This window comes from Pantoea sp. (assembly GCF_039594315.1).
Taxonomy (GTDB): Bacteria; Pseudomonadota; Gammaproteobacteria; order Enterobacterales; family Enterobacteriaceae; genus Pantoea.
In genome coordinates this window covers 261317-282948 of the sequence record NZ_JBCNNP010000002.1, presented here as the reverse complement: position 1 = coordinate 282948, position 21632 = coordinate 261317, and the positions used below count along the sequence as shown (strand labels likewise).

At 54.7% G+C, this 21632-nt stretch carries 21 protein-coding genes; 10 read left to right on the top strand and 11 right to left on the bottom strand.

Annotation, left to right across the window (positions count from 1 at the left end):
* The first annotated feature begins 93 nt into the window (after positions 1-93).
* From ABDW13_RS02970 to ABDW13_RS02955, 4 genes are all read left to right on the top strand, one after another.
* The gene (locus ABDW13_RS02970) at positions 94-3318 is read left to right on the top strand and encodes a transporter substrate-binding domain-containing protein (protein WP_343550905.1); all 3225 of its coding nucleotides are present in this window, start codon (positions 94-96) and stop codon (positions 3316-3318) included.
* A complete protein-coding gene (locus ABDW13_RS02965) occupies positions 3318-4022 on the top strand; it encodes a response regulator transcription factor (RefSeq protein ID WP_343550904.1) in 705 nt (234 codons plus the stop codon). The genes ABDW13_RS02970 and ABDW13_RS02965 overlap by 1 nt, the downstream gene beginning before the upstream one ends.
* Positions 4023-4153: 131 nt before the next feature.
* Positions 4154-5218: a mannonate dehydratase gene (gene uxuA, locus ABDW13_RS02960; RefSeq protein WP_343550903.1), complete on the top strand. Its 1065-nt coding sequence runs from the start codon at positions 4154-4156 to the stop codon at positions 5216-5218.
* A gap of 235 nt (positions 5219-5453) precedes the next feature.
* Positions 5454-5867, top strand: coding sequence for an ester cyclase (locus ABDW13_RS02955; RefSeq protein WP_343550902.1), 414 nt, complete (start codon positions 5454-5456; stop codon positions 5865-5867).
* Here the strand turns inward: ABDW13_RS02955 and ABDW13_RS02950 are convergent.
* From ABDW13_RS02950 to ABDW13_RS02905, 10 genes are all read right to left on the bottom strand, one after another.
* Positions 5864-6286 carry a MarR family transcriptional regulator gene (locus ABDW13_RS02950; RefSeq protein ID WP_343550901.1) on the bottom strand — a complete coding sequence of 141 codons (423 nt, stop codon included), beginning with the start codon at positions 6284-6286 and terminating at the stop codon, positions 5864-5866. The genes ABDW13_RS02955 and ABDW13_RS02950 overlap by 4 nt on opposite strands.
* 66 nt (positions 6287-6352) lie before the next feature.
* On the bottom strand, positions 6353-7045 hold the full coding sequence (locus tag ABDW13_RS02945) for an amino acid ABC transporter permease (RefSeq protein WP_343550900.1): 693 nt from the start codon (positions 7043-7045) through the stop codon (positions 6353-6355).
* 15 nt (positions 7046-7060) lie between these two features.
* Positions 7061-7747 (bottom strand): amino acid ABC transporter permease, encoded by a 687-nt coding sequence (locus ABDW13_RS02940; RefSeq protein WP_343550940.1) that lies wholly within the window; start codon positions 7745-7747, stop codon positions 7061-7063.
* Positions 7748-7834: 87 nt separating this feature from the next.
* A complete protein-coding gene (locus ABDW13_RS02935; protein ID WP_343550899.1) occupies positions 7835-8650 on the bottom strand; it encodes a transporter substrate-binding domain-containing protein in 816 nt (271 codons plus the stop codon).
* Positions 8651-8670: 20 nt separating this feature from the next.
* A complete protein-coding gene (locus ABDW13_RS02930; protein WP_154155227.1) occupies positions 8671-9408 on the bottom strand; it encodes an amino acid ABC transporter ATP-binding protein in 738 nt (245 codons plus the stop codon).
* A gap of 10 nt (positions 9409-9418) precedes the next feature.
* Positions 9419-9985, bottom strand: coding sequence for a peroxidase-related enzyme (locus ABDW13_RS02925; protein ID WP_343550898.1), 567 nt, complete (start codon positions 9983-9985; stop codon positions 9419-9421).
* Positions 9982-10464: a hypothetical protein gene (locus tag ABDW13_RS02920; RefSeq protein WP_343550897.1), complete on the bottom strand. Its 483-nt coding sequence runs from the start codon at positions 10462-10464 to the stop codon at positions 9982-9984. Before ABDW13_RS02920 ends, ABDW13_RS02925 begins: the two co-directional genes overlap by 4 nt.
* Positions 10461-11915, bottom strand: coding sequence for an NAD(P)/FAD-dependent oxidoreductase (locus ABDW13_RS02915; protein WP_343550896.1), 1455 nt, complete (start codon positions 11913-11915; stop codon positions 10461-10463). The genes ABDW13_RS02920 and ABDW13_RS02915 overlap by 4 nt, the downstream gene beginning before the upstream one ends.
* 251 nt (positions 11916-12166) lie before the next feature.
* Entirely contained in the window at positions 12167-13126 is a 960-nt protein-coding gene (locus ABDW13_RS02910; RefSeq protein WP_343550895.1) for a LysR family transcriptional regulator, read from the bottom strand.
* A gap of 235 nt (positions 13127-13361) precedes the next feature.
* Positions 13362-14270 (bottom strand): LysR substrate-binding domain-containing protein, encoded by a 909-nt coding sequence (locus ABDW13_RS02905; protein ID WP_343550894.1) that lies wholly within the window; start codon positions 14268-14270, stop codon positions 13362-13364.
* A 130-nt stretch (positions 14271-14400) separates the two neighbouring features.
* Here ABDW13_RS02905 and ABDW13_RS02900 point away from each other — a divergent pair, with 130 nt between their 5' ends.
* The 3 genes from ABDW13_RS02900 to ABDW13_RS02890 all read left to right on the top strand — a co-directional run bounded on the left by ABDW13_RS02900 (position 14401) and on the right by ABDW13_RS02890 (position 18345).
* Complete coding sequence (locus tag ABDW13_RS02900) at positions 14401-15711, top strand: MFS transporter (protein ID WP_343550893.1); 1311 nt, start codon at positions 14401-14403, stop codon at positions 15709-15711.
* Positions 15712-15729: 18 nt separating this feature from the next.
* On the top strand, positions 15730-16818 hold the full coding sequence (locus ABDW13_RS02895) for a tartrate dehydrogenase (RefSeq protein ID WP_343550892.1): 1089 nt from the start codon (positions 15730-15732) through the stop codon (positions 16816-16818).
* Between the two features lie 120 nt (positions 16819-16938).
* A complete protein-coding gene (locus ABDW13_RS02890) occupies positions 16939-18345 on the top strand; it encodes an MFS transporter (RefSeq protein ID WP_343550891.1) in 1407 nt (468 codons plus the stop codon).
* A 2-nt stretch (positions 18346-18347) separates the two neighbouring features.
* Here the strand turns inward: ABDW13_RS02890 and ABDW13_RS02885 are convergent, their stop codons facing one another.
* Positions 18348-19310: an SIS domain-containing protein gene (locus tag ABDW13_RS02885; RefSeq protein WP_343550890.1), complete on the bottom strand. Its 963-nt coding sequence runs from the start codon at positions 19308-19310 to the stop codon at positions 18348-18350.
* A gap of 290 nt (positions 19311-19600) precedes the next feature.
* On the opposite strand from ABDW13_RS02885, the gene ABDW13_RS02880 reads away from it, so the two are divergent.
* From ABDW13_RS02880 to ABDW13_RS02870, 3 genes are read left to right on the top strand one after another with little or no spacing between them, the layout of a single operon-like run.
* Positions 19601-19906: a PTS sugar transporter subunit IIB gene (locus ABDW13_RS02880; RefSeq protein WP_343550889.1), complete on the top strand. Its 306-nt coding sequence runs from the start codon at positions 19601-19603 to the stop codon at positions 19904-19906.
* Positions 19907-19965: 59 nt separating this feature from the next.
* Positions 19966-20307, top strand: coding sequence for a PTS lactose/cellobiose transporter subunit IIA (locus ABDW13_RS02875; RefSeq protein WP_343550888.1), 342 nt, complete (start codon positions 19966-19968; stop codon positions 20305-20307).
* Positions 20300-21613, top strand: a complete 1314-nt coding sequence (locus ABDW13_RS02870) for a 6-phospho-beta-glucosidase (protein WP_343550887.1) — start codon at positions 20300-20302, stop codon at positions 21611-21613. Before ABDW13_RS02875 ends, ABDW13_RS02870 begins: the two co-directional genes overlap by 8 nt.
* The last annotated feature ends 19 nt before the right edge of the window (positions 21614-21632 follow it).

Below are 21632 nucleotides of genomic sequence, written 5' to 3'. Positions count from 1 at the left end.
ACAGTGCATCAGGACGTTGTCCCGTCTGATAGGCGGCGCAAAACACTCGCATTGATGATTGAGAAATGATTCGTGGGCAATCGCATTATAAGCATGATTTTCCTGGTAGGCTTCTGCTGCTCGGCCTTCAGCGCCACCTCGCTGACCTTTACACCGCGCTATGGATTAGTCTCGCCTGAAGTCACGTTAAATGCAGAAAGTCAGCGTTGGTTAGCGCGTCATAACGTATTGCGTGTTGGCATCTGGAGCCACTCATTGCCGCCCTATTCAGTCGAGTTTGAGAAGAATATTTACGAAGGATTATCCGCCGACTATCTGGCGATTGTGGCAAAAACGCTGCATCGCCCGGTTGAGATCACGCAGTATCGCACGCGGATGGAATTGGTTGCGGCATTGAATCAGGGCGAGATTGATTTGATTCCCTATTATCCGCAATCCGCCAATCACGTCACTCAACTCAAGCTCAGCATCCCCTATTCACTGGCGCAAAGCGTGTTGATCAGCCGACGCAACATGAAATTTGATCGCGAGTTAAAAGACAGTAACTATCGTCTGATGTATTACGGCGATGACGAATTGAAGGATCTGCTGCATAAACGCTATCCGCAAGCGCAACTGGCCGCAGCTTCGCCGCCATTGTGGGCTTACACCGATACCGCGTTTAGTGAAAACACCGTGTTCTGGAGCAATTCGGCCACGCAACGCTATCTTTCACAGCGCGGATTACAAAATATTATCGAGTCACATAACACGCCGTATACCAATGATGTTGATGCGCGTTTCGCCGCACGCGCCGGCAACGAACCATTGATTGCCGCCATCAATGAAATCCTCAGCAATATTCCGCTGCGCAATGCGGTGCAAATTGCCGAAGCCTGGGGGCTGGATTATCAATCAGTGGTGAAGAATCATCCGCTTGATTTGAGTGAAGCGGAAACGCAATGGCTGGCGCAGCACCGTCATATCACCGTGAATTATGATCCTACGCATCTGCCCTTTACTTTTCTGGATAGTAAACAACGCGTTGCCGGCCTCAGCGTCGAACTGTTAAAGATGATTTCTCAACGCACCGGTATTCGCTTTAATTTTAAGCCAATGCAGGGGCTCAGCAACATGCGTGATGCGTTGGTCAATCAACGTGATTCGCTGATTGTGGTTAGCGACGCCGCCTCACAGCAAAGTGACAACATTAGTTACACCCGCTCTTATATTTATTCGCCTTGGGTGGTGATGACGCGCAGCGACAGCAATTATCACAGCTTCGATGAGATGGCAGGTAAGCGCATCGGCATTTATGAGCGTTCCTATTACCGCCATGATTTGCGACAACGCTGGCCAGAAATCGATTTTAGTGAAAATGCCGTATCCATCGATTCACTTGGCGAATTGCAGAATAAGCAGGTTGACGGCTTTATCGTGCCTTACGAGTCGGCACAGTATTTGCTCAACAATCATTTTAATGATCGCTTCAAAGTGGCTTTTGTGGCGCCCTTGCCGATGTTTCGTTTGGCGATGGCCGCTAACGTCGCGGATGAACACCTGATTTCCATCCTCAATAAAGCGCTGACCGATATCCCACAACCCACGATGCAATCATTGATGGAACGTTGGATCAAATACACGCCGCCCGCCACCAGCACATCTTGGCAAAGCTACCGCAGCTACATGCTGCGCATTATCGCGGTGGCAATGGTCTGTTTGCTGTTCTTCCTTTGGCGCAACCATTGGCTGAAATCATCGCTGGCCAAGCAACGCCTGCTTGAAAAAGAGATGAGTGGTCAGTTGATTTACATCGAAACGTTGCTGGGAGATGTGCGTAAAGCGAAAGGTGCTGCACTGCGCGCCAGCGAGGCGAAGAGCACCTTCCTTTCGCACATGAGCCATGAAATTCGAACACCGCTCGCAGCACTGATTGGTTTGCTGGAAATTGAGCATTTTGGCCAGAGCGACGCACGCCAGCGCCAGCAGAACATCGACCTTGCATGGCAATCATCGCGATCATTGCTGTCGTTAGTCGGCGATATTCTCGATCTGGCAAAAATCGAATCCGGGCATTTCAGCATACGTTATACGCCGATGTCGCTCAGCGATGTGGTGCATGATACTGAAGCGCTGTTTCATCAAGTTGCGCAAAACAAAGGGTTGGCGCTCAAGGTGATGCTGGATATCGAACAAGATTGCGTGTTGTTTGATGCCGTTGCTCTCAAACAAATTCTGGTAAATCTGGTGAGCAATGCCATCAAGTTCACGACTCAAGGTGAGGTCGAAGTGGCGCTGTATCAGGCAGATATCAGCAAAGCCGAATACGTGCTGGAAGTATGCGACAGCGGCATGGGATTAACCGCCGAACAGCAACAAGCCATCTTTGAACCCTTCATTCAACTCGACCAGGGTAGCAATCGCGTCAGTGGCACCGGATTGGGACTGAATATTTGTCGCCGTTTAGCGGTGATGTTGGGCACCGAATTACACGTTGAAAGCGAGGTTGAAGTCGGCAGCGTGTTTATGTTGCGCTTCACTGCGCAGCCCGCTGCACTGATTGAAACTGCCATCGAACTTCCCCTTGATGACGCGGCGCACATCGCATTACGCATGCTGATTGTTGATGACAATGCCACTAACCGTTTGCTGCTGGCTCAGCAATTACGTTACGCCGGACATCACGTGTTGGTCGCTGATAGTGGTGAAGCGGCGCTGGCGCTGTGGCGCGAACAAGAAATCGATCGCGTCATCACCGACTGCAATATGCCGGGCATGGATGGCTTTGCTTTCACGCGCCAATTACGCGCTGAAGAAAAACAGCTCAATCGCCGCGCGATACCGATTTATGGCTTAACCGCGATGGCAGAAGAGCGCGTTGCCCACTTAGCGCGTAACGCGGGCATGAACGGCTGCCTCTTCAAACCGTTGGAACGCGCGCAGTTGCTGCATGTCGTCACCGGAGCACCCACCCATCCACCGCGTCAGGAGACCTTATTAACGCTAGAAAATCTGGCCGCCAACGATCCCATTGCCTGGCATGACCTGGTCACTACCGCACAAACCCAAAATGCCCGCGATCTCGCTCATTTGCAGCAGGCAGTGCAAGAAGACGATTTCATTGGCGCACGTCACGCTGCGCATCAGCTGCTTGGCAGCGGCAAATTGCTGCGCGCTGAATCCTTACAACAGAGTTGCCTCGCCGCTGAGCAGGCGGCTGAACACGAAGATGGCACGTTGCTGCGACACCAACTGCCTGCGGTGATTAACGCCGTGGCCGAACTGGAAGTCCTCTTCCAGCGCGCACTCGAAAATGAACTGATCAAAGAGGTGAAATAATGAAAGAAGAAGCGATCTGGCAGGTTGCCGTGCTGGACGACCATCCACTTATTGGCAAAGCCATTCAATATCGACTGGCTCAAGAGCCTTTGCTGCAACTGGCTGGAACGTTTTCACAGCGTCAGCAACTCATGGCGTTTTTACAGCGCAATCCGTTGGATGTATTGGTGCTGGATTACATGCTGGGTGATGGCGATCTGGATGGCTTGCAGATGGTAAAGCAGCTACGCATGCGTTATCCCAATTTGAGAATTTTGGTCTCTTCTTCTGTAGAGAAACCGGCGATTGTGCAATTACTGCTGAAAGCGGGCGTACATGGTTTTGTCGGTAAGAGCGAAGATCAGGAGGTTTTGATCAACGCCTTACATCAGGTGTGTCGTAACAAACGTTTTCTCACCGCCGATATGTTGCTGGAGATGGATAAGTTCTCGGAAAGCGATCGCGAGATGCATGAATATTTGTTGCCGCGCGAAATGGGCGATGACCTCACGCTGCTGCTGCGCGAATTAAGCCCGCGAGAGATCGAAGTGATTCGCTGTTATCTGGATGGATTGAGCATCACGCAGATCGCAGGGAAATATGCGCGCAGCCGTAAAACCATCAGCGGTCAGAAACAGACCGCGTTGCGCAAACTGGGTTTACGATCCGATCTCGAATTATTCAAATACAAAGAGTATTTCAGCGGATTGGTGCAACATCATTAAGCGGTCAGCAGCGTGGATAAAGTGTGATCTGTGACGCGGATCAAGCCTTATTCGATTGTTCGATCTGTCATCATGTTTACTAGAATGGTAGTTTGTCAGTTATCACAGACACGATGACGGTGGATGACATTATGCAACTGACAATGCGTTGGTTTGGTCCGAAAGAAGATAAAGTTTCGCTGGAATATATTCGCCAGGTGCCGGGCGTACGCGGCGTGGTGGGTGCGTTGTATGACGTGCCGGTGGGGGAAACCTGGCCGGTTGATAAAATCAATGCGCTGGTTGAACAGGTGCATGCCGCTGGGCTGACGGTGGAAGTGATTGAAAGCGTTAACATTCACGACGATATCAAAATCGGCCTGCCGAGCCGCGATCGCTTCATCGAAAACTATAAGCAAAGTATTCGTAATCTGGCAGCGGTCGGCGTAAAAGTGATCTGCTACAACTTCATGCCGGTGTTCGACTGGATGAAGACCGACATGAATTACGTGCTGCCTGACGGCTCGCTGACCATGGCGTTCGAGAAGAAAGGCATTGATAAAAGCCTCGACGACGTGGTGCAGGAAGTGCTGGGCAATTCCAATGGTTTCGCGCTGCCTGGCTGGGAACCGGAACGTTTGGCGAAAGTGCAGGATCTGTTTGCCCAATATAAAGATGTCGATGACGCTAAACTGCGGGAAAATCTCGCCTATTTCCTCAAAGCGGTGATCCCGACGTGTGAAGAAGTGGGCGTGAAAATGGCGATCCATCCCGATGATCCACCGTATTCGATCTTCGGCCTGCCGCGCATAGTGAAAAACCGCGACGATCTCGATTGGATCTGCAACGTGGTGGATTCCGAAGCCAACGGCATCACGCTGTGCACCGGCTCGATTGCGGAAGATCCGGCGAATGATGTGTACGGCATTTTGGCGGAATTTTCGCGCCGCAAACGCATTCCATTTGCCCATGTGCGCAACATCAAAATCATTCATGACAAAGATTTCTACGAGTGCGCGCATCCTACCGAATACGGTTCGCTGGATATGTATAAAGTGCTGCAATCGATGTACGACAACGGCTTCGATGGCTACATCCGCTCGGATCATGGCCGCTTTATTTGGGGCGAAACCGGTCGCCCTGGTTATGGCTTGTACGACCGTGCGCTCGGCACCACCTATCTGCTGGGATTGTGGGAAGCGCTGAGTAAACGTTAGTTCGGCATGCTTTTCCCCTCACCCTAGCCCTCTCCCACACGCGGGAGAGGGAACCGCCCGCACAAAATTCAACCCTTCGCTCGATCTGCCCCCTCTCCCACTTGTGGGAGAGGGTTGGGGTGAGGGAAAGCCCGCACCATCCGCACCCAATACAAAGCACGACATAGCAAACCTCACCTCACGCTTTGCGGTTAAATATATACAGTTAAACTGTATATATTGGTGAGGTATCAGCATGTCAGAACAAAACAAAGCGGCAGTACGCCACTTCAATCACCGGGTGATCGCCCAAGGCGATCGTGAAGCCTTCGATCAACTGGTCGCAGAGAATTTCGTTAACCACTCCGCTCCAGCCGGTGCATCAAACGATCGTGAAGCGTTGTGGCACACCTTTGCTCAGATCCTGCGCCCGGCACTTTCCGACCTTCAGGTTGAGATCCATCAGCAGATTGCCGAAGGCGATTGGGTCAACACGCGCAAAACTATTACTGGCGTGCACAGCGGCGCGCTGATGGGCATCGCGCCCACCGGTTCAGCGGTGACCATTGAAGTGATGGATATGGTGCGGATTGAGAATGGGCAATATGTGGAACATTGGGGCATCAATACGCTGGCGGCGGTAGTTAGCCAGCTGCGCAGCATCAGTTAAAGCAGCTTGCGCAGCGCGGCGATGCCTTTTTGCAAGTCGTCGCGCGCCTGCTCATCTAACGCCTCATCAATGCGCTGCGCCAGCCACGCCGCGCGCTGTTGCCGCGCGGCAGCCAGTTGCTCGCGCGCCTGATCGCTTAATACAATCACCTGCGCGCGCGCATCCTGCTCGCTTTTTTGCCGCAACACCAAACCTTGCAGCTCCAACTCATTGATGACCAAACGCATGCTTTGATGCTTCACACCCCGCAACCGCGCCAAATCGGCAATTGAAAGCGCCTGATGACTATCCAGCAAATCCAGCGTTTCATACTGCGACGTGCGCACCGTTGCAGTAGCGATACGTACATTACGCACCAGTGCGCTGATGATCTGGCGCAGCGCTTCTGCCTGCTGCTGTGAGTTGATTTGAGAGATCAAGATGGCGGCTCCGGCACAAATAGAGCGCCCAGTATAATCAGGTCGCCATTAATGGCGACCTGGAATTTATGTCCGCACGCGCAAGCGCGCTTCGATCTTGTCGGCAATCTTGGTGACCACATACGCAATCACCATGTAGAACACCACCGCAATCAGGAAGGCTTCGAGATAGTAGAAATTCAGCGCCGCAGTCAACTGCGCCTGGGCGAAGATATCCACCACTTCGATGGCAAACGCCAGCGACAGCGCTTTCATGATCACCATAAAGGCGTTCGCCAGATCGGGAATCGCCGCCACAATAATCTGCGGGAACATCACACGGCGGAACAGCTGACCGCCGCTGTAGCCTAACGACAACGCCGCATCCGATTGTCCGCTATCAAACGAGTTCAGCGCACCCTTCCACACTTCCGCCTGAAACGCCGCCACGCAGGCACTTAGTGCCACGATGATAATCACCCAGTTCGGCAGCGAGTGGGCATTCACTTCCACACCGAATAGCGTGGCAACGAAATGCAGCGCCGGTGGCAAACCGTAATAGGCGAGGAAAATCACCACCACCATCGGCACGCCTTTGAAGGCGATCTTATAAGCGATCACCAACTGGCGCAGCACTGGAATACGGCGATGTTCGATAAACGCAAACAGCCCGCCGAGCAGCGTGGAACAGACAAATACCGTCACCGCCATCAGCAGCGTGACCGGCACCGCATCGAGAATGCTCCAGAAGTCCGGCAGCAAAACCTCAAGATCAAACATGGTTGCTCTCCCCTATCAGACGCTGGTGAACTTGACGCGTGCAGCGCTTTTCGAGCTGTACTTGGCGTGACGTTGTTCGAAGTAACGAATAATCAGCCAGGCCACGCCGCACAACAGCGAATAGAGCACTGCCAGCACCAGATAGGTACCGAACTGATATTGGTTGTAGTCGCGTTCCATGATCAGATGCGCGGTCGCCATCACATCCGCCGCACCGATGTACATCACCAGCGCCACGTTATGAATCAGATAGATAATCGCGTTGCCGTAACCTGGCAGCGCAAAATGCAGCGCTTGCGGGCCAACAATGCGTTTCATCTTTTGCCAGAAGCTGTAGCCCATGCTGTCGGCGGCATCATGCTGACCACGCTCAACCGCCAGAAACGCCGGACGCATCACTTCCGACAAATAGCCGCCGTGATACAGGCTCAGACCAATCATGGCCGCCACGTTGGCAGTGAAAAAGTCGGCGTAGCCAAGGTGGTCGGTGATCAGCGGCAAGCCATAAAACGCCACAAACAGCTGCAACACCACTGGCACGCTGCGCGCGTATGAAACATATAAATCAACTAATGAGCTGATTAGCGCGACGCGACGAACGCGCAACGCGGTGGCGATCAGCGCCAGGAAGAACCCGACGATCATCGCGACAAACATTATGCCAAGCGTCAACGGCAGCGCCGACAGCAGCTCGGGAATCATTGATGTCAGATTCACGGTGAAACACTCCTGCTAACAATGAAGCAACGCCCGGCTTCTCACCGGGCGCAGCGGCTTCAGGTGAATCGCTTACTTCATATACTTAGTCACGTCTTCGCCGAACCACTTCTGCGCCAGCTTATCCAGCGTGCCGTCGGCTTTCAGCTGTTGCAGCGTTTTGGCGATATCATCGTTCAGCGCCTGGTTCTCGGCAGAACGGTGGATCAGCACGTAGGTGTTGTTCACCGCCACTGGCTCGCTGGCTTTGATCTTCAGTTTCTGCTCGTCGATCACCGCCTGCTCGCCGAGGTTCGAAGGCAGGATCAGCGCGTCATATTTGCCACTCTGCACTTCTTTCAGACGATCCGGATAAGGCACGCCGGCGCTCGACGCTTTGATCTCCACTTTGTCGTTTGGATTGTCTTGCTGCCATTGCGTGACGAATTTGTACACGCCGCCGCCCGCAGTCACAGGCACGATGTTTTTGCCGACCAGATCTTTCATGCCGTTGATGTTGCTATCGCTGCGGCTGTAGATCTTCATCAGGCTGGCACCGATTGGCGCATCCGGGATCAGGAACTGTTTGCTGCGCGCCGGTGCTTTGTAATAGCCGCCGCTCGCCATGTCATATTTGCCGGTTGCCAGACCGGTTTCTTGCGCGATATCGGCTGCGCCTTCCATCACGAATTTGTACTGCGGCAGTTTGGCGTTGATGGCTTTCAGCACATCCGGCTCGTAGCCCTGCGGCTCGTGCCCAATCGCGCCCCACGACAGCGGCTTAGATTCCGCAGCAGTGGCGATTTTGATGGTGCGCACCGCGTCAGCGAAGCTGCTAGTGCTGATCAAGGCCAGTGCGATGATGCCAGGTGCGGCCAGGCGACGTAATGAGGTTTTGATTGCAGGCATGTCTTTGATTCCTTTAATTATTAGAATACGCGTTCTGAATTGAGGAACTGAGCAAGGCGTGGCAGGGTTGGATTATCAAACATCTCAGTCGGGCTGCCCTGCGCGGCCACCACGCCCTGATCCATAAACACGATGCGATTCGAAATGCTCTTGGCGAACTGCATCTCATGCGTTACCAGCAGCGAAGTAATGCCGGATGACGCCACGTCTTTAATCACTTTCAGCACTTCGCCCACCAGCTCGGGATCGAGCGATGAAGTCGGTTCATCAAACAGCATCACATCAGGACGCACCGCCAGCGCGCGGGCGATGCCGGTACGCTGCAACTGGCCGCCAGAAAGCTGCGACGGATAGTGATCGAGCTTGGCGCCCAATCCCACGCGCTCCAGTTCCTGCACGGCGATGTCGCGCGCTTGCTGTTTGCTTTTGCGTTGAATAACGATCAGCGGATCCATGACGTTTTCCAGCACCGTCATGTTTTTGAACACGTTAAATTGCTGGAACACCATCGCAGTGCGCAGACGGATCGCCTGGATCGCCGCTTTGTCTGGCGACTGATAATCCATGCGGATCTGATCGAGCTGGATGGTGCCCGATGCCGGTTTCGCCAGATAGTTAATGCAGCGCAACAACGTGGTCTTACCGGTGCCGCTTGGCCCAATGATCGACACCACATCGCCGCGTTTTACCGACAGATCGACGCCTTTTAAGATCGGCGTGCTGCCGTAAGAGAGCTTAATATCGTTGAGTTCTAACATGCAGCAGCCCTTATTTGTTCAGGTCAGCATGGCCAAGCACATGCATCAAACGGTTGGCCCAGCCAAAAATGGCGATGGCGTGGATCAGGTCAATAATCTCCTGATCGATCATGCCGACCGCGCGCAGTGCCGCCATGTCTTCGGCATTCGCTTCCGATGGCGTCACCGATAAACGGCGGGCAAATCGGTAGATCGCCGCATCGCGTTCACTCAATACATCGGCACGATCAAAATAAATTGCACTCACCACCGCGTCGCTTTCCGCCAGCTGCGCGTGGCGGCGCGCATGCACCACCGCGCAATATTTGCAGCCGTTGACGATCGAAGCGCCTAGCGCACCGAGTTCACGATCCGCACGATCCAATCCGCCTTCGACATACATGATGGCGTTGAACAGCACGGTGCGCGCTACGTAGCTATCGGGATCGTGCGCCAGCGTGCGCACATATTCGGAGATCTTCTTATTAGATGGCGTCACTTTCATCGCATCAAGCTGCGCGGGCGTAGCATCAGCCACTTCGACCGGCGCGATATACGGATGCCAATGCAACGGCTTGAGATTAACCGACGGAATCATGCAGACCTCAACAAACGTAATCCGGCCGCAACGCGCGTCTGGAAGTTAACAAAAGCGATCAGTTCAGACAGCGCCACAATTTGCGGATTGCTCAAACCGGCCTGCTCCAGCAAGCGAATGTGCTGCTCGGTGGCGTTCATCGGCTGCTGGGTGACGAGATCGGCGTGGCGCGCAATCGTTGCCAGCGGTTCCGCCAGATCGGTGGCACCTGCCGCTAACGCCAAAAGCGCATCGGATGGCCGCTGCTGCTCAAGCTGTGCCTGATAATCGGCTTGCAGCGCGGCATCGCTATTCAACATCGCCATACGTTGCGCCAGCGCCAGACGCAGATCTTCGGCCAAGCCTTGATCGTCATTTGGCGTTAATACTGATTGGCGGCACTGCTCCGCCCCATCAACAAATTCCGGGCGCAGGCGGCGCGTGGCGTACAGCGCATCGTCGGTGGTTAATCCGGCTGCGCGATCAATTGCGTCACTCACTGCGCATTCTCCTGGTTAAGTAACGGTGTGGAATCCACCCATTCATCGCCCTGCAATTCAGGGGTGTCAAAAGCTTGTAGGTTGGCGTAATGCTGCTCGACGTCTTCGGCAAACAGCGAAGCGGTGATGCCGCGCACCAGCCGATCGGCACCGGCGCTAACCGCCGGAATGTCGCCAGAGACTTTGCCGTGCGTCAGCATCGCCGCATCGTTAAAGCAGTGAATGTGCGCCAACTGCGGGCATGCGCCTGGCGTCAATTCGCGAAATTCAAAGGAGGGGCCGAGATCCGGCGCTTCCAGCAAGCTTTGTCGTGGCGCGCCCATTTCTGGTTGATAGCGTCCATCACGCCAGCTACGAATATGCGGCGCGATGGCGGCGAACTCTGGGCGTCCGTGGAAATCGTTGCTAAAGCCGGTGGCGGCAATCAAAAAGTCGTAGCGCAGCGCGCCTTGAGTGGTTTCGATCAGTAAGCCGTTGTCTTGCTGCTTTACCGCGTTGATGCCGCAATCCAGTAAGAAACGCGCGTTATCATGACGTGATACACGCAGGGTTGAGGATCGCGGCGGCGGCGTTTGCGTAGTGGCGGTGTAATCGACAAACGCCCATTTCCACGCGTCCGGCAACTGATGCATACCGTGCACCACGCCCTGGCTACCTATGCCGGTCATCTTGTTGATGCGCGGCATCTGTTTACGGCGAATCAGCAGATCGACTGCGCCCGCGCCGTTTTCCAGCGCGGTCGCGGCGTTATCCATCGACGATGCACCCGCGCCAATCACCGCAATGCGTTTGCCTGCTAAAGCAGTGAAATCAATCTCGTCAGCAGAGTGCGCCCACAATTGGCGATCGATCCCTTGCAGGAAATCTGGCACGGCAAAGCCGCCGAGGCCAGAACGTCCGGTGGCCAGCACCAAACGGCGGGTATAAACGCGGCCGGTTTCTGCACCGCTGAGATCCAGCGCAATCAGATCGTCATCGAAGGCAATATTGCCGACGCGCACGTTGTTGTGTACCGGCAGATTCAGTACCTTGCGATACCAAATCAGATAATCCATCCACTGCGCTTTGGGAATTTTATCCAGCGCTTGCCACGCTTCCTGGCCCCACTGGGCGGTGAACCACGCGCGGAAAGTCAGTTGCGCCATGCCAAGCGCCGGGCCGTGCAAGGTTTTCGGCGAGCGCAGGGTTTCCATGCGCGCAAACGTCACCCACGGACCTTCTAAACCGGCGGGCGCGGCATCGTAGGCCACTACATTACTGATGCCGGTGAACTGCAATTTCGCCAGTGCCGCCAATCCGCACATACCCGCACCAATCACCACCACATCGCGTACGGCGGCGCCATTATGCGTGCGTTCAGGCACCCAGGATTTGGCGGGCAGTTCCAGATATTCCAGATCTTGCTGTAACTGGGCTTCCAGTGCAGCAAGGCCTTCGGCGGCATAAGTCATAGACGTTTTCCCAGAATGAAGCGGCAGCCAATCGCCGCTAAAGCGCGTAAATCACTATGCATTGCCATTATCCTGATAACACATAGTTAATGGGTAATAATCATTAAATCGCATAGTAACAGCTAAGGATTCGCATAATCCTCTTGCCCTAAATCGGAGTCAAGATTTGCGCTCAGCTTTTGACCAATGGATTTCTTATATCTTATGCCGAAAATGTTATAAGCGTTTGGTGGCGGGAAAGGGTTTTGCTTTTAGTCCTGATTAATCAACCGCATAATGCGCGGATGTTCACTAGCAGGCAGACGTTCGAAGCCAGGCAGGAGATCAGCCGCCGCGTTGGCTAACGCCTCCACCAGCGCCTGCGTAGCGCTAGAAATCTGCCGACCTTGTGGCGTGATCACGCCAAAATAGTAAGGAATCTCTTCTTCCAGCGGACGAATCGCTACGCCCGCCAGCGGCATGCCCCACGCGGTGACCGGTTCTAAGATTGCCACGCCCAATCCGGCGCGCACGCAGCCAAGAATATTGGCAGAAGAGTTGGTTTCGATGGTTTCCATCAGCGGCGCTTTGACCTTTTTCAACGCCTTTTCATAACGTCCACGCAGGCGCTGCGGGCTCCACGGCGCAATCAAACGACGTCCCGCCAAACTGCTTAACGACAGCTGCGACTGCGCGGCGAGTTCGTCGTTTTCTGGTAACGCCACCACGCATTGTGATTGCCCGATCCAGTGTAATTCCACCGCGTGATGCTCCAGCGGCAAACTGCATAAACCGAGATCGGCTTCGGCGGTGATCACTGCATGTGCGGTCTGCACCGCCGATTCGCTGATGATCTGCACTTTGTTCTGCAAGTTGAGCGCAGACAATGCCTGTGGCAATAAACCGGCAGCCAGCGCAGGCGTGGCGGCGATGCTCAGCGGACGATGTTGTTGATGGGCAATCTCCTGCGCGCGCAGGCGAATTTGTTGCAAGGAGAGCAAGGCTTTCTGCACATATTGATGCAGTTGCAGCGCTTCTTCGGAAGGATGGATGCGTGGCCCGTTGCGGATAAACAGCGGATAACCTAGCGATTGCTCCAGTTCCTGGATTAGACGCGACACCGCTGGCTGCGAGCGATTCAGCGCCTTCGCCGCCGCCGTCACACTGCCAGCAGAGATCACCGCCGAGAAGGCTTCAAGCTGGCGTAAATCCAGATCGCTTATGATGGTCATTGCGCAATTTTTCCCTAACTCATTGATCATCCCCGCAATCGCGCGGGAAAGTTTTCATCATAGAGAGAGTGGCGGGAATTAGCCACTGGGCGGATGGTGGATGGTGCGCATTGTCCCTCACCCTAGCCCTCTCCCATAAATGGGAGAGGGAACTGTCCGCTGCGGGATGACATAATCTCCCACCTAATTGTCCCCTCTCCCGCGTGCGGGAGAGGGTTAGGGTGAGGGCCAGCAATCACAATTTCTCCGTCAACTCCCCCTGATGTTCATGCAACAATCCCAGCATCTCCAGCAGAAAATTGTCCTGATTACCCTGTTGCCAGGCGATGCTCAGCGGCAGCCCTTTTAGTTGCTCCGGCAAATCCAGCGCAATATAACTGACGCTATCGCTGTTCATGGTGCGATACGAAGCGGGCACCACCGCTAATCCCAATCCGGCGGAAACCAGGCTGAGAATGGTTTGCTTCTCTTCGGCGAACTGAGCGATATGCGGCGTGAATCCTGCCAATTTGAACAGGTTGATGGTGAGATCGTGGCTATGTGGACGCGTGCGGCGATCGGGAATAATCATCGCTTCGTGCTGAAAATCGTTCACCGTTACCCTTGCGCATCCGGATAATCGATGATGCAGCGGCACCGCCAGCACGCAGCTTTCGCGGGTAATAAAACGCACCGCGATTGCAGCATCAATACTTTGCGGCTCGCGGATAAATATCATATCCAGCCAGCCCGATTTTAATTTCGGAATCAAATTAATGGTTTTATCTTCAATAATATGAATATCGCTGTGCGGATGCAGCGGTACAAATAAGTTTAATAATGCCGGAACTAATCCACGCGCGGCACTATCAATCGCGCCAATACGCAAAGTACGGCGTTCATCTTTTAATCCCACTTTAAATCGCTGCGCCAATGCATCAAATTGATCGATTAATTTCCCGGCCTCATCAAAGAATATCGCTCCTTCAGCGGTTAATGACACATTGCGCGTTGAGCGGTTCAATAAACGCACGCCAACATCGTCTTCCAGTAAGCGAATGAAGCGGGAAAGTGACGCAGGCATCATTTCCAGCTTTTGTGCCGCGCGGCCAAAATGGAGTTCTTTGCCTACCGCCACAAAGCAACGCAATTGATTTATATCCACATTCCCCTCACCCGCCGATTATGCAAATAGTTTATATAATCCACATCTAATGATAAGCCAAAACAAAACGGCATACTGAACTCGATTACAAAAAAATAACACCACCCTACACAATCTGGAGCACTTTAATATGAACTCTCACCTCGAAAAAAGGGTGATGCGTAAAGTGACATTACGCATTGTGCCCTTCATCATGCTGCTCTACTTCATCGCTTTTCTCGATCGCGTCAATATTGGTTTTGCCGCGTTAACCATGAATCAGGATTTAGGTTTCTCGCCAACGGTATTTGGTTTTGGCGCGGGCATTTTTTTCCTCGGCTATTTTCTGTTTGAAGTCCCGTCGAATTTAATTCTGCATAAAGTCGGCGCGCGTATTTGGATCGCCCGCGTGATGATTACCTGGGGATTAGTCTCCGGCTGCATGGCGTTTGTGCAGGGCACCACCAGTTTCTACGTGCTGCGCTTCCTGCTCGGCGTGGCGGAAGCCGGCTTCTTCCCTGGCATCATTCTCTATCTCAGTTACTGGTTCCCGGCGGCGAAACGCGCGCAGGTCACCGCCATTTTCATGGCTGCCGCCCCACTCTCCACCGCACTGGGTTCACCGATCTCCGCCGCGCTACTGGAGATGCACGGCATGCTCGGTTACGCCGGTTGGCAATGGATGTTTGTGCTGGAAGCAATTCCGGCGCTGCTGTTCGGCATTGTGGTGCTGTTTTTCCTCACCGATCGCCCAGCCAAAGCCAAGTGGCTGACTGATGAAGAACGCGCGTGGCTGGAAAACACCATGAAGGCCGAAGAACAAGCGCGCGCTGCCAATCAAAGTCACAGCAGCGCCTGGCGTGGTTTGGCGGACAAACGCGTGCTGGCGCTGGCCTTGGTGTATTTCGGCACCTCCGCCGGTTTGTACACGCTCGGCATCTGGTCGCCGCAAATCATCCGCAGCTTCGGCGCATCGTCGATGGAGATTGGTTTCCTCAATGCCTTCCCGGCAGTGATTGGTGTGATCGGCATGATCCTGTGGGCATGCCATTCGGATCGCACTAAAGAGCGCAGCTGGCACGTGATTGGTGCCTGTTTGTTGGCGGCGGCTGGGCTGATTTACGCCGGTAACGTCAGCACACTCTTCGCGGTAATTATCGCCCTGACGTTGGTCACCGTGGGCATCAGCGCCTCTAAACCGCCGTTGTGGAGCATGCCAACCCTATTCCTCAGCGGCCCGGCCGCGGCGGCGGGCATCGCCACCATTAATTCGATCGGCAATCTTGGCGGCTTCGTCGGTCCGATGATGATCGGCGTGATCCGCCAGCAGACCGGCAACTACACGTGGGGACTCTATTTTGTCGCCGGGTTGTTGGCGCTCTCCGCCATCGTGGTTCTGATTCTTTCTGCCAGCGGCAATAAACCGCAACCCGCAGAACTTCCTCATCCTCATACACATTGATCTAACTGGAGAAACACTATGCGTAACTACAACATTGCCGCAATTCCCGCAGATGGTATTGGCCCGGAAGTGATCTCGGCGGGCGTCGAAGTGCTGCATGCGCTGACGCGTCACGATCCGCAGCTCAAATTCAACGTGCAGACCTTTGATTGGGGTTCGGATTACTACAAACATCACGGCGTGATGATGCCGGAAGATGGCCTGCAAACGCTGAAGAAGTTTGATGCCATCTACTTCGGCGCAGTCGGCGCGCCCGATGTGCCGGATCACATCACGTTGTGGGGATTACGCCTGCCGATTTGCCAGGGCTTTGATCAGTACGCCAACGTGCGTCCGACCAAAATCCTGCCGGGCGTGACCTCGCCGCTCCGCAATCGCGGCCCCGGCGATCTGGATTGGGTGATTGTGCGAGAAAACTCAGAGGGCGAATATTCAGGAAACGGCGGCCGTGCGCACCGCGGTTTACCGGAAGAAGTCGGCACCGAAGTCGCCATCTTCACCCGCGTCGGCGTGACGCGCATTATGCGTTATGCCTTCAAACTGGCGCAGTCGCGTCCACGCAAACTGCTGACCGTGGTGACCAAATCAAACGCTCAGCGTCACGGCATGGTGATGTGGGATGAAATCGCCGCCGAAGTAGCGCAGGAGTTCCCGGATGTGCAGTGGGATAAAATGTTAGTAGATGCGATGACGCACCGCATGACGCTGCATCCGCAAAGCCTCGACACCATTGTCGCCACCAATTTGCACGCCGATATTTTGTCGGATCTGGCGGGTGCTTTGGCGGGCAGCTTGGGCGTTGCGCCCACCGCCAACATCGATCCCGAACGTCGCTTCCCATCGATGTTCGAACCGATTCACGGCTCTGCGTTTGATATCACCGGCAAAGGCATCGCCAACCCGATCGCCACTTTCTGGACGGCGGTGCAAATGCTGGAACATCTCGGCGAGCGTGATGCGGCGGCGCTGATTATGCAGGCGATTGAGTTTGTCTGCGCGAAAGGTATCTTGACGCCAGATGTCGGCGGCACGGCGAATACGGCGCAAGTGACGAAAGCGGTGGTAGAGTTTATTACGGCCAAAGCCAAGGTGGCTGAAGAGGTATAACTTAACCCCGCAGCAGGTCGCCATTGATGGCGACCTCAACATCTTGCTAAACATTTCAATTTGCACCCTCTCCGCTTTTGATTAAAAGTCATGGCACACACTGTTTTTGCAGGATCCCGCATGACGTACTCAGGCAAAGAGGCCAGTCAACATTCCCATCGCACTCTGATCTTAGCGTTATTAGTCGCCGTGACCTTCTTTATGGAAAACCTCGATGCCACGGTCATCACCACCGCCATCCCGCAAATGGCACGCGATTTCGCCGCTAGCCCGGTGGCGTTGAATGTCGGCGTCAGCGCCTATTTACTGGCTGTGGCGATATTTATTCCGATGAGCGGTTGGCTGGCGGAGCGCTTCGGTGCGCGCACTATCTTTGCCAGCGCCATTTTGATTTTTACCCTCGCGTCGATTCTGTGTGGCTTCAGCGACACGCTGGCGATGTTTACGCTAAGTCGGATTTTGCAAGGGATTGGCGGCGCGATGATGGTGCCGGTGGGGCGCATGGTGGTGCTGCGTGCCACCGAGAAAAAAGACATGGTGAAAACCATCGCCTTTATCACTTGGCCGGGGCTGATTGCGCCGGTGCTGGGGCCGCCGCTCGGCGGGTTGATTGTCACTTACGGGCATTGGTCGTGGATATTCTGGCTTAACATCCCGCTCGGTATTATCGCGTTAGTCGCTACCGCGTATTTAGTGCCGCAGTTTAAAGCTGAGCAAATGCGCCCCTTCGATGTTAAAGGTTTTGCCTTCACCGCGACTGCCTGCACGGCGTTAATTATCGCGCTAGAAGCATTGGGACTAATGCAGCTGAATCTCGGCGTTCCCTTATTACTGCTCGGCGTATTGTGCTGCTGGCTGGCGTATCGCCACAGCTTTATTCACCCGCAACCGTTGTTGCCGTTTAGCGCGCTGAAAATCGCCACCTTCCGCAATGCGGTGATTGGCGGCTCCTTCTTCCGCGCCTCAATTAACGCGGTGCCGTTTTTGTTGCCGCTGCTGTTTCAACTGGGATTTGGCTGGAGCGCGGCGCAAGCGGGTGCGATGGTGTTGTGGGTGTTTGCAGGTAATCTGGCGATGAAACCCGCCACCACCTGGCTGATGAAACGCTGGGGTTTTCGTCAGGTATTGATGGTAAATGGCGTAATCAGTTTGGCGGCGATGCTCGGCTGTTTGCTACTCAATCCGTCGCTGGGTTATTTCTCCATCGCGGCGATTTTGTTTATTGGCGGCTTGTCGCGCTCGCTGCAATTTAGCTGCTACAACAGCCTCGGATTCGCCGATGTGCCGCAAAGCAAAATGAGCGATGCCTCGGTGGTGTTTAGCATTTTCTTCCAGTTCAGCATGAGCGCTGGCATCGCGCTGGCGGCGCTGTTCCTGCGCGGTTCGATGTGGTGGCATGAACACGCGACCATTGCTCAGAGCGATATTCATATCGCGTTTGCCGGTGTCGCGCTGTTGGTGCTGATGTCGCTATTCGACGTATGGCGCCTGGAGAAAAACGCCGGTGCGCAGGTGTTGGTGAAATGAGGTTAAGGTTTCGCGTTGTACAACGCCGCCTCCAACCGCTCCAGCGCGAACAAAATGCCGTAGCTGCGGGCGCTTTTGGTCTCCGGCAGTGGCAACCAAATATCGGCCTGGCTGGCGAGATCCAGCGCTTGCGGGCACAGCGCAATCACCGCGGTTTTCTGGATATGCGCATGATGCACCGCACTGAGCACCGTGCTGCTCACCGCATCGGGCGCGAGGATCAGCAACAAATCGTCCGGCTGCAAACGGCTTAAGGTCATACGCAGCAGGTTATCGTCCTGAATCCACGCGATGGCTAATCCGGCGCTGTTCAGGCGCTGCTGCACCTCCGCCGCTAGCGGCGTTTGTTGCCCTGCACCGCCAATCAACAGCACGCTGCGCGCCTTGCGCAGAGCCGTAACTGCACGTTCCCAGGTGGCGGTTTCGGCCAGCGACCATTGCTGGGTTAACGCCTGGTGAATAACTTCCAGCGGCGCAATCGCATTTATCGAGCGTTGCTGAGGCGCAGACGAGGCGCGCGCTAAACGCATACGCAAATCGCGAATATCCTCGCAACCCACCGATCGCGCAAAACGGGTGATGGTGGCGGCACTGACTTCGGCGCGCCCGGCTAACTGTTCGATGGTGGCAGACGCGGCAAACGCGCTGTCGCCGAGGATCGTCTCAGCTACGCGTTTTTCCTGCTGGCTGAGCGAAGTTTGTCGCTGACGAATCACCTCGAGAAAGGCCACTTCCTGCTGCTGACCGGCCTTGCGTACCTTATGCAAAAAATCATCCAGATCGCGACAGCCCGCCGATGCTGCAAAACGGCGCAATACTTCCTGACTAACGCCCGCCTGCGCGGCAAGGCTTTCCATGGTAGCCTGCGCATTGCTGTGCAGGTTGGCCAGAATAAATCGCGCCAGCTTCGATTCCTGCGCATCCGCGCGCTCCGATTGCTGCTGTAATTGCCAGACAATATCCATCAGATCATCACATCCTCAGTAGCGAAAGCACATCATGCATGAAAATCTTTTTCACGGTGAGTTTTTTTTCGACGTTTTGTGCGCCATTTCCACGTTAAAACGACAATGTTAATGAAAAATTACAGCGCGGATCACAGCCATGAAAAATATTTTCACTCGCATAATCAACACAACGTTATGATTTTAATCAATTAAATAATCATTCATCAGAAAACCCTCTGCCGCGAGGGTATTTACAGCGTCTCCGAGACAGGTCTTAAATGCCCCTGTCAAATCACAGGAGAAAAGTTATGCGCATCGTACTTTGCTGTGCCGCCGGAATGTCCACCAGCATGCTGGTGAGCAAAATGCAGAGCGCCGCTCAAGGGCGCGGGTTGGCTGTTGAGATCAAAGCGGTGCCGGTGGCGGAATTCGAACGTATTCTGCCGGACGCCGATGTGGTGCTGCTCGGCCCACAAGTGCAGTTTGAAGCCGCTCGTCTCACCGCCATTGCCGCACCGCAGGGCAAATCTGTTGCCGTCATCGACATGATGGATTACGGCATGATGCGTGGCGAACAGGTGCTGGATAAAGCCCTGGCGTTACACGCTTCCTAAACACCCGTTTCACCCAATCTAGCTGACATTACACGGCCTTGTGCTGTGGGGGATTCTGCATGCCTGAAGACGTGGTTATCGAGTTTGAAGAGGAAATTATGCTGCTGCTGGTGCAGGCCGGTGCGGCGCGCAGTGCAGCGATCAACGCCCTGCGCTTAGCGCGTAACGGTGATTTTGCTGAAGCGCAGCGCCAACTGGCGGCAGCGAATAGCAGCATCAGCGCCGCACATCAGCAGCAAACCGCCTTGATCGGCCTGGATGAAGGCAGCGGCAAACTGCCTGTAACCCTGATTTTGGTGCATGCCCAGGATCATTTGATGAACGCCATGCTGATTCAGGATCTGGCGGGCGAAATCATTGAACTTTATCGCCGCACGGCGGCAGGAGAAGCTCATGCTTAAGATAGCGATTATCGGCGGTGGCAGCAGCTATTCGCCCGAATTGGTTGAAGGCATCATCAACCGCTACGCGCAACTGCCGGTCACGGAATTGGCGTTGGTGGATGTGGAGCAAGGACGCGAAAAGGTGCAGATCATCGCCGATCTCACGCGCCGTATGCTCGATCAGAACGGGCTGGAGCAAGTAAAGGTCAGTGTGCATTTCGAACTGGATGACGCGATTCGCGGTGCGACTTACGTGTTAACGCAACTGCGCGTAGGCCAGTTGGCGGCACGCGCCGCCGATGAGCGTTTGGGCTTGAAGTACGGACGGCTCGGCCAGGAAACCACTGGCGTTGGCGGCTTTGCCAAAGCGCTGCGTACCATTCCGGTGATGCTGAATGTCGCGCGCAAAGTGGAAGCGTTGGCGCCAGATGCCTTTATCATCAACTTCACCAATCCAGCCGGTATCGTCACCGAAGCGGTGTCCCGCTACAGCAAAGCAAAAATTATCGGCCTGTGTAATGTGCCGGTGAATATGCATCATATGATTGCCGGCATGCTCAACGCGCCGTGGGACGATGTGCAACTGCGCTTCGCCGGGCTGAATCATCTGGTGTGGGTGCATCAGGTGACGTGTCGTGGCGAAGATGTCACTGAACAGGTGATTGAGCAACTGTGCGACGGCCAATCGCTGACCATGAACAACATCAAAGATATGCCATGGTCGCCGCAATTCCTGCGCGCGCTGAAGGCGATTCCGTGCCCGTATCACCGTTATTACTGGCAAACGCCGCAGATGCTGGCCGAAGAGCAAGAGAAAGCGCAAAACGGCCACGAAGGCACACGCGCCGAGCAGGTGATGAAAGTCGAAGCCGAACTATTTGCACTGTATGCCGATCCGCATCTGGCGCACAAACCTGAACAGTTGAGCTTCCGTGGCGGCGCCTATTACTCCGAAGTGGCAGTCGAGTTGATCAGCGCCATCCACAATAACAGTGGCAAAAATCTGGTGGTGAACTGCCGCAACAACGGCGCGATCCACGGCTTGCCGGATGATGCCGTGGTTGAAGTCAATTGCCTGGTCGATGCCCAGGGTGCGCATCCGCTGATGTTTGGCGAATTGCCGCCGCTGATGAACGGCTTAACCCAGCAGATCAAAGCGTTCGAGCGCCTGACCATCGAAGCCGCGGTGCACGGCGATCGCCAGCAAGCGTTGCTGGCGCTGCTGGGCAACCCGTTGGTCGGTGATGTGGCCAGCGCCGAAGCGTTATTAGAAGAAGTGCTTACGCTCAATCAGCCGTGGCTGCCGCAGTTCGCCACGCCATAATTTGTTGCGCCATCGAGCC

Excerpts from the sequence above, each read along its gene's own strand:
- ABDW13_RS02870 (WP_343550887.1), top strand. The coding sequence starts at position 20,300 with ATGCTTAAGATAGCGATTATCGGCGGTGGCAGCAGCTATTCGCCCGAA.
- ABDW13_RS02940 (WP_343550940.1), bottom strand. The coding sequence starts at position 7,747 with ATGATTCCCGAGCTGCTGTCGGCGCTGCCGTTGACGCTTGGCATAATG.
- ABDW13_RS02880 (WP_343550889.1), top strand. The coding sequence starts at position 19,601 with ATGCGCATCGTACTTTGCTGTGCCGCCGGAATGTCCACCAGCATGCTG.
- ABDW13_RS02875 (WP_343550888.1), top strand. The coding sequence starts at position 19,966 with ATGCCTGAAGACGTGGTTATCGAGTTTGAAGAGGAAATTATGCTGCTG.
- ABDW13_RS02935 (WP_343550899.1), bottom strand. The coding sequence starts at position 8,650 with ATGCCTGCAATCAAAACCTCATTACGTCGCCTGGCCGCACCTGGCATC.
- ABDW13_RS02925 (WP_343550898.1), bottom strand. The coding sequence starts at position 9,985 with ATGATTCCGTCGGTTAATCTCAAGCCGTTGCATTGGCATCCGTATATC.
- uxuA (WP_343550903.1), top strand. The coding sequence starts at position 4,154 with ATGCAACTGACAATGCGTTGGTTTGGTCCGAAAGAAGATAAAGTTTCG.
- ABDW13_RS02965 (WP_343550904.1), top strand. The coding sequence starts at position 3,318 with ATGAAAGAAGAAGCGATCTGGCAGGTTGCCGTGCTGGACGACCATCCA.
- ABDW13_RS02930 (WP_154155227.1), bottom strand. The coding sequence starts at position 9,408 with ATGTTAGAACTCAACGATATTAAGCTCTCTTACGGCAGCACGCCGATC.
- ABDW13_RS02970 (WP_343550905.1), top strand. The coding sequence starts at position 94 with ATGATTTTCCTGGTAGGCTTCTGCTGCTCGGCCTTCAGCGCCACCTCG.
- ABDW13_RS02890 (WP_343550891.1), top strand. The coding sequence starts at position 16,939 with ATGACGTACTCAGGCAAAGAGGCCAGTCAACATTCCCATCGCACTCTG.
- ABDW13_RS02885 (WP_343550890.1), bottom strand. The coding sequence starts at position 19,310 with ATGGATATTGTCTGGCAATTACAGCAGCAATCGGAGCGCGCGGATGCG.
- ABDW13_RS02900 (WP_343550893.1), top strand. The coding sequence starts at position 14,401 with ATGAACTCTCACCTCGAAAAAAGGGTGATGCGTAAAGTGACATTACGC.
- ABDW13_RS02945 (WP_343550900.1), bottom strand. The coding sequence starts at position 7,045 with ATGTTTGATCTTGAGGTTTTGCTGCCGGACTTCTGGAGCATTCTCGAT.
- ABDW13_RS02955 (WP_343550902.1), top strand. The coding sequence starts at position 5,454 with ATGTCAGAACAAAACAAAGCGGCAGTACGCCACTTCAATCACCGGGTG.
- ABDW13_RS02895 (WP_343550892.1), top strand. The coding sequence starts at position 15,730 with ATGCGTAACTACAACATTGCCGCAATTCCCGCAGATGGTATTGGCCCG.
- ABDW13_RS02910 (WP_343550895.1), bottom strand. The coding sequence starts at position 13,126 with ATGACCATCATAAGCGATCTGGATTTACGCCAGCTTGAAGCCTTCTCG.
- ABDW13_RS02915 (WP_343550896.1), bottom strand. The coding sequence starts at position 11,915 with ATGACTTATGCCGCCGAAGGCCTTGCTGCACTGGAAGCCCAGTTACAG.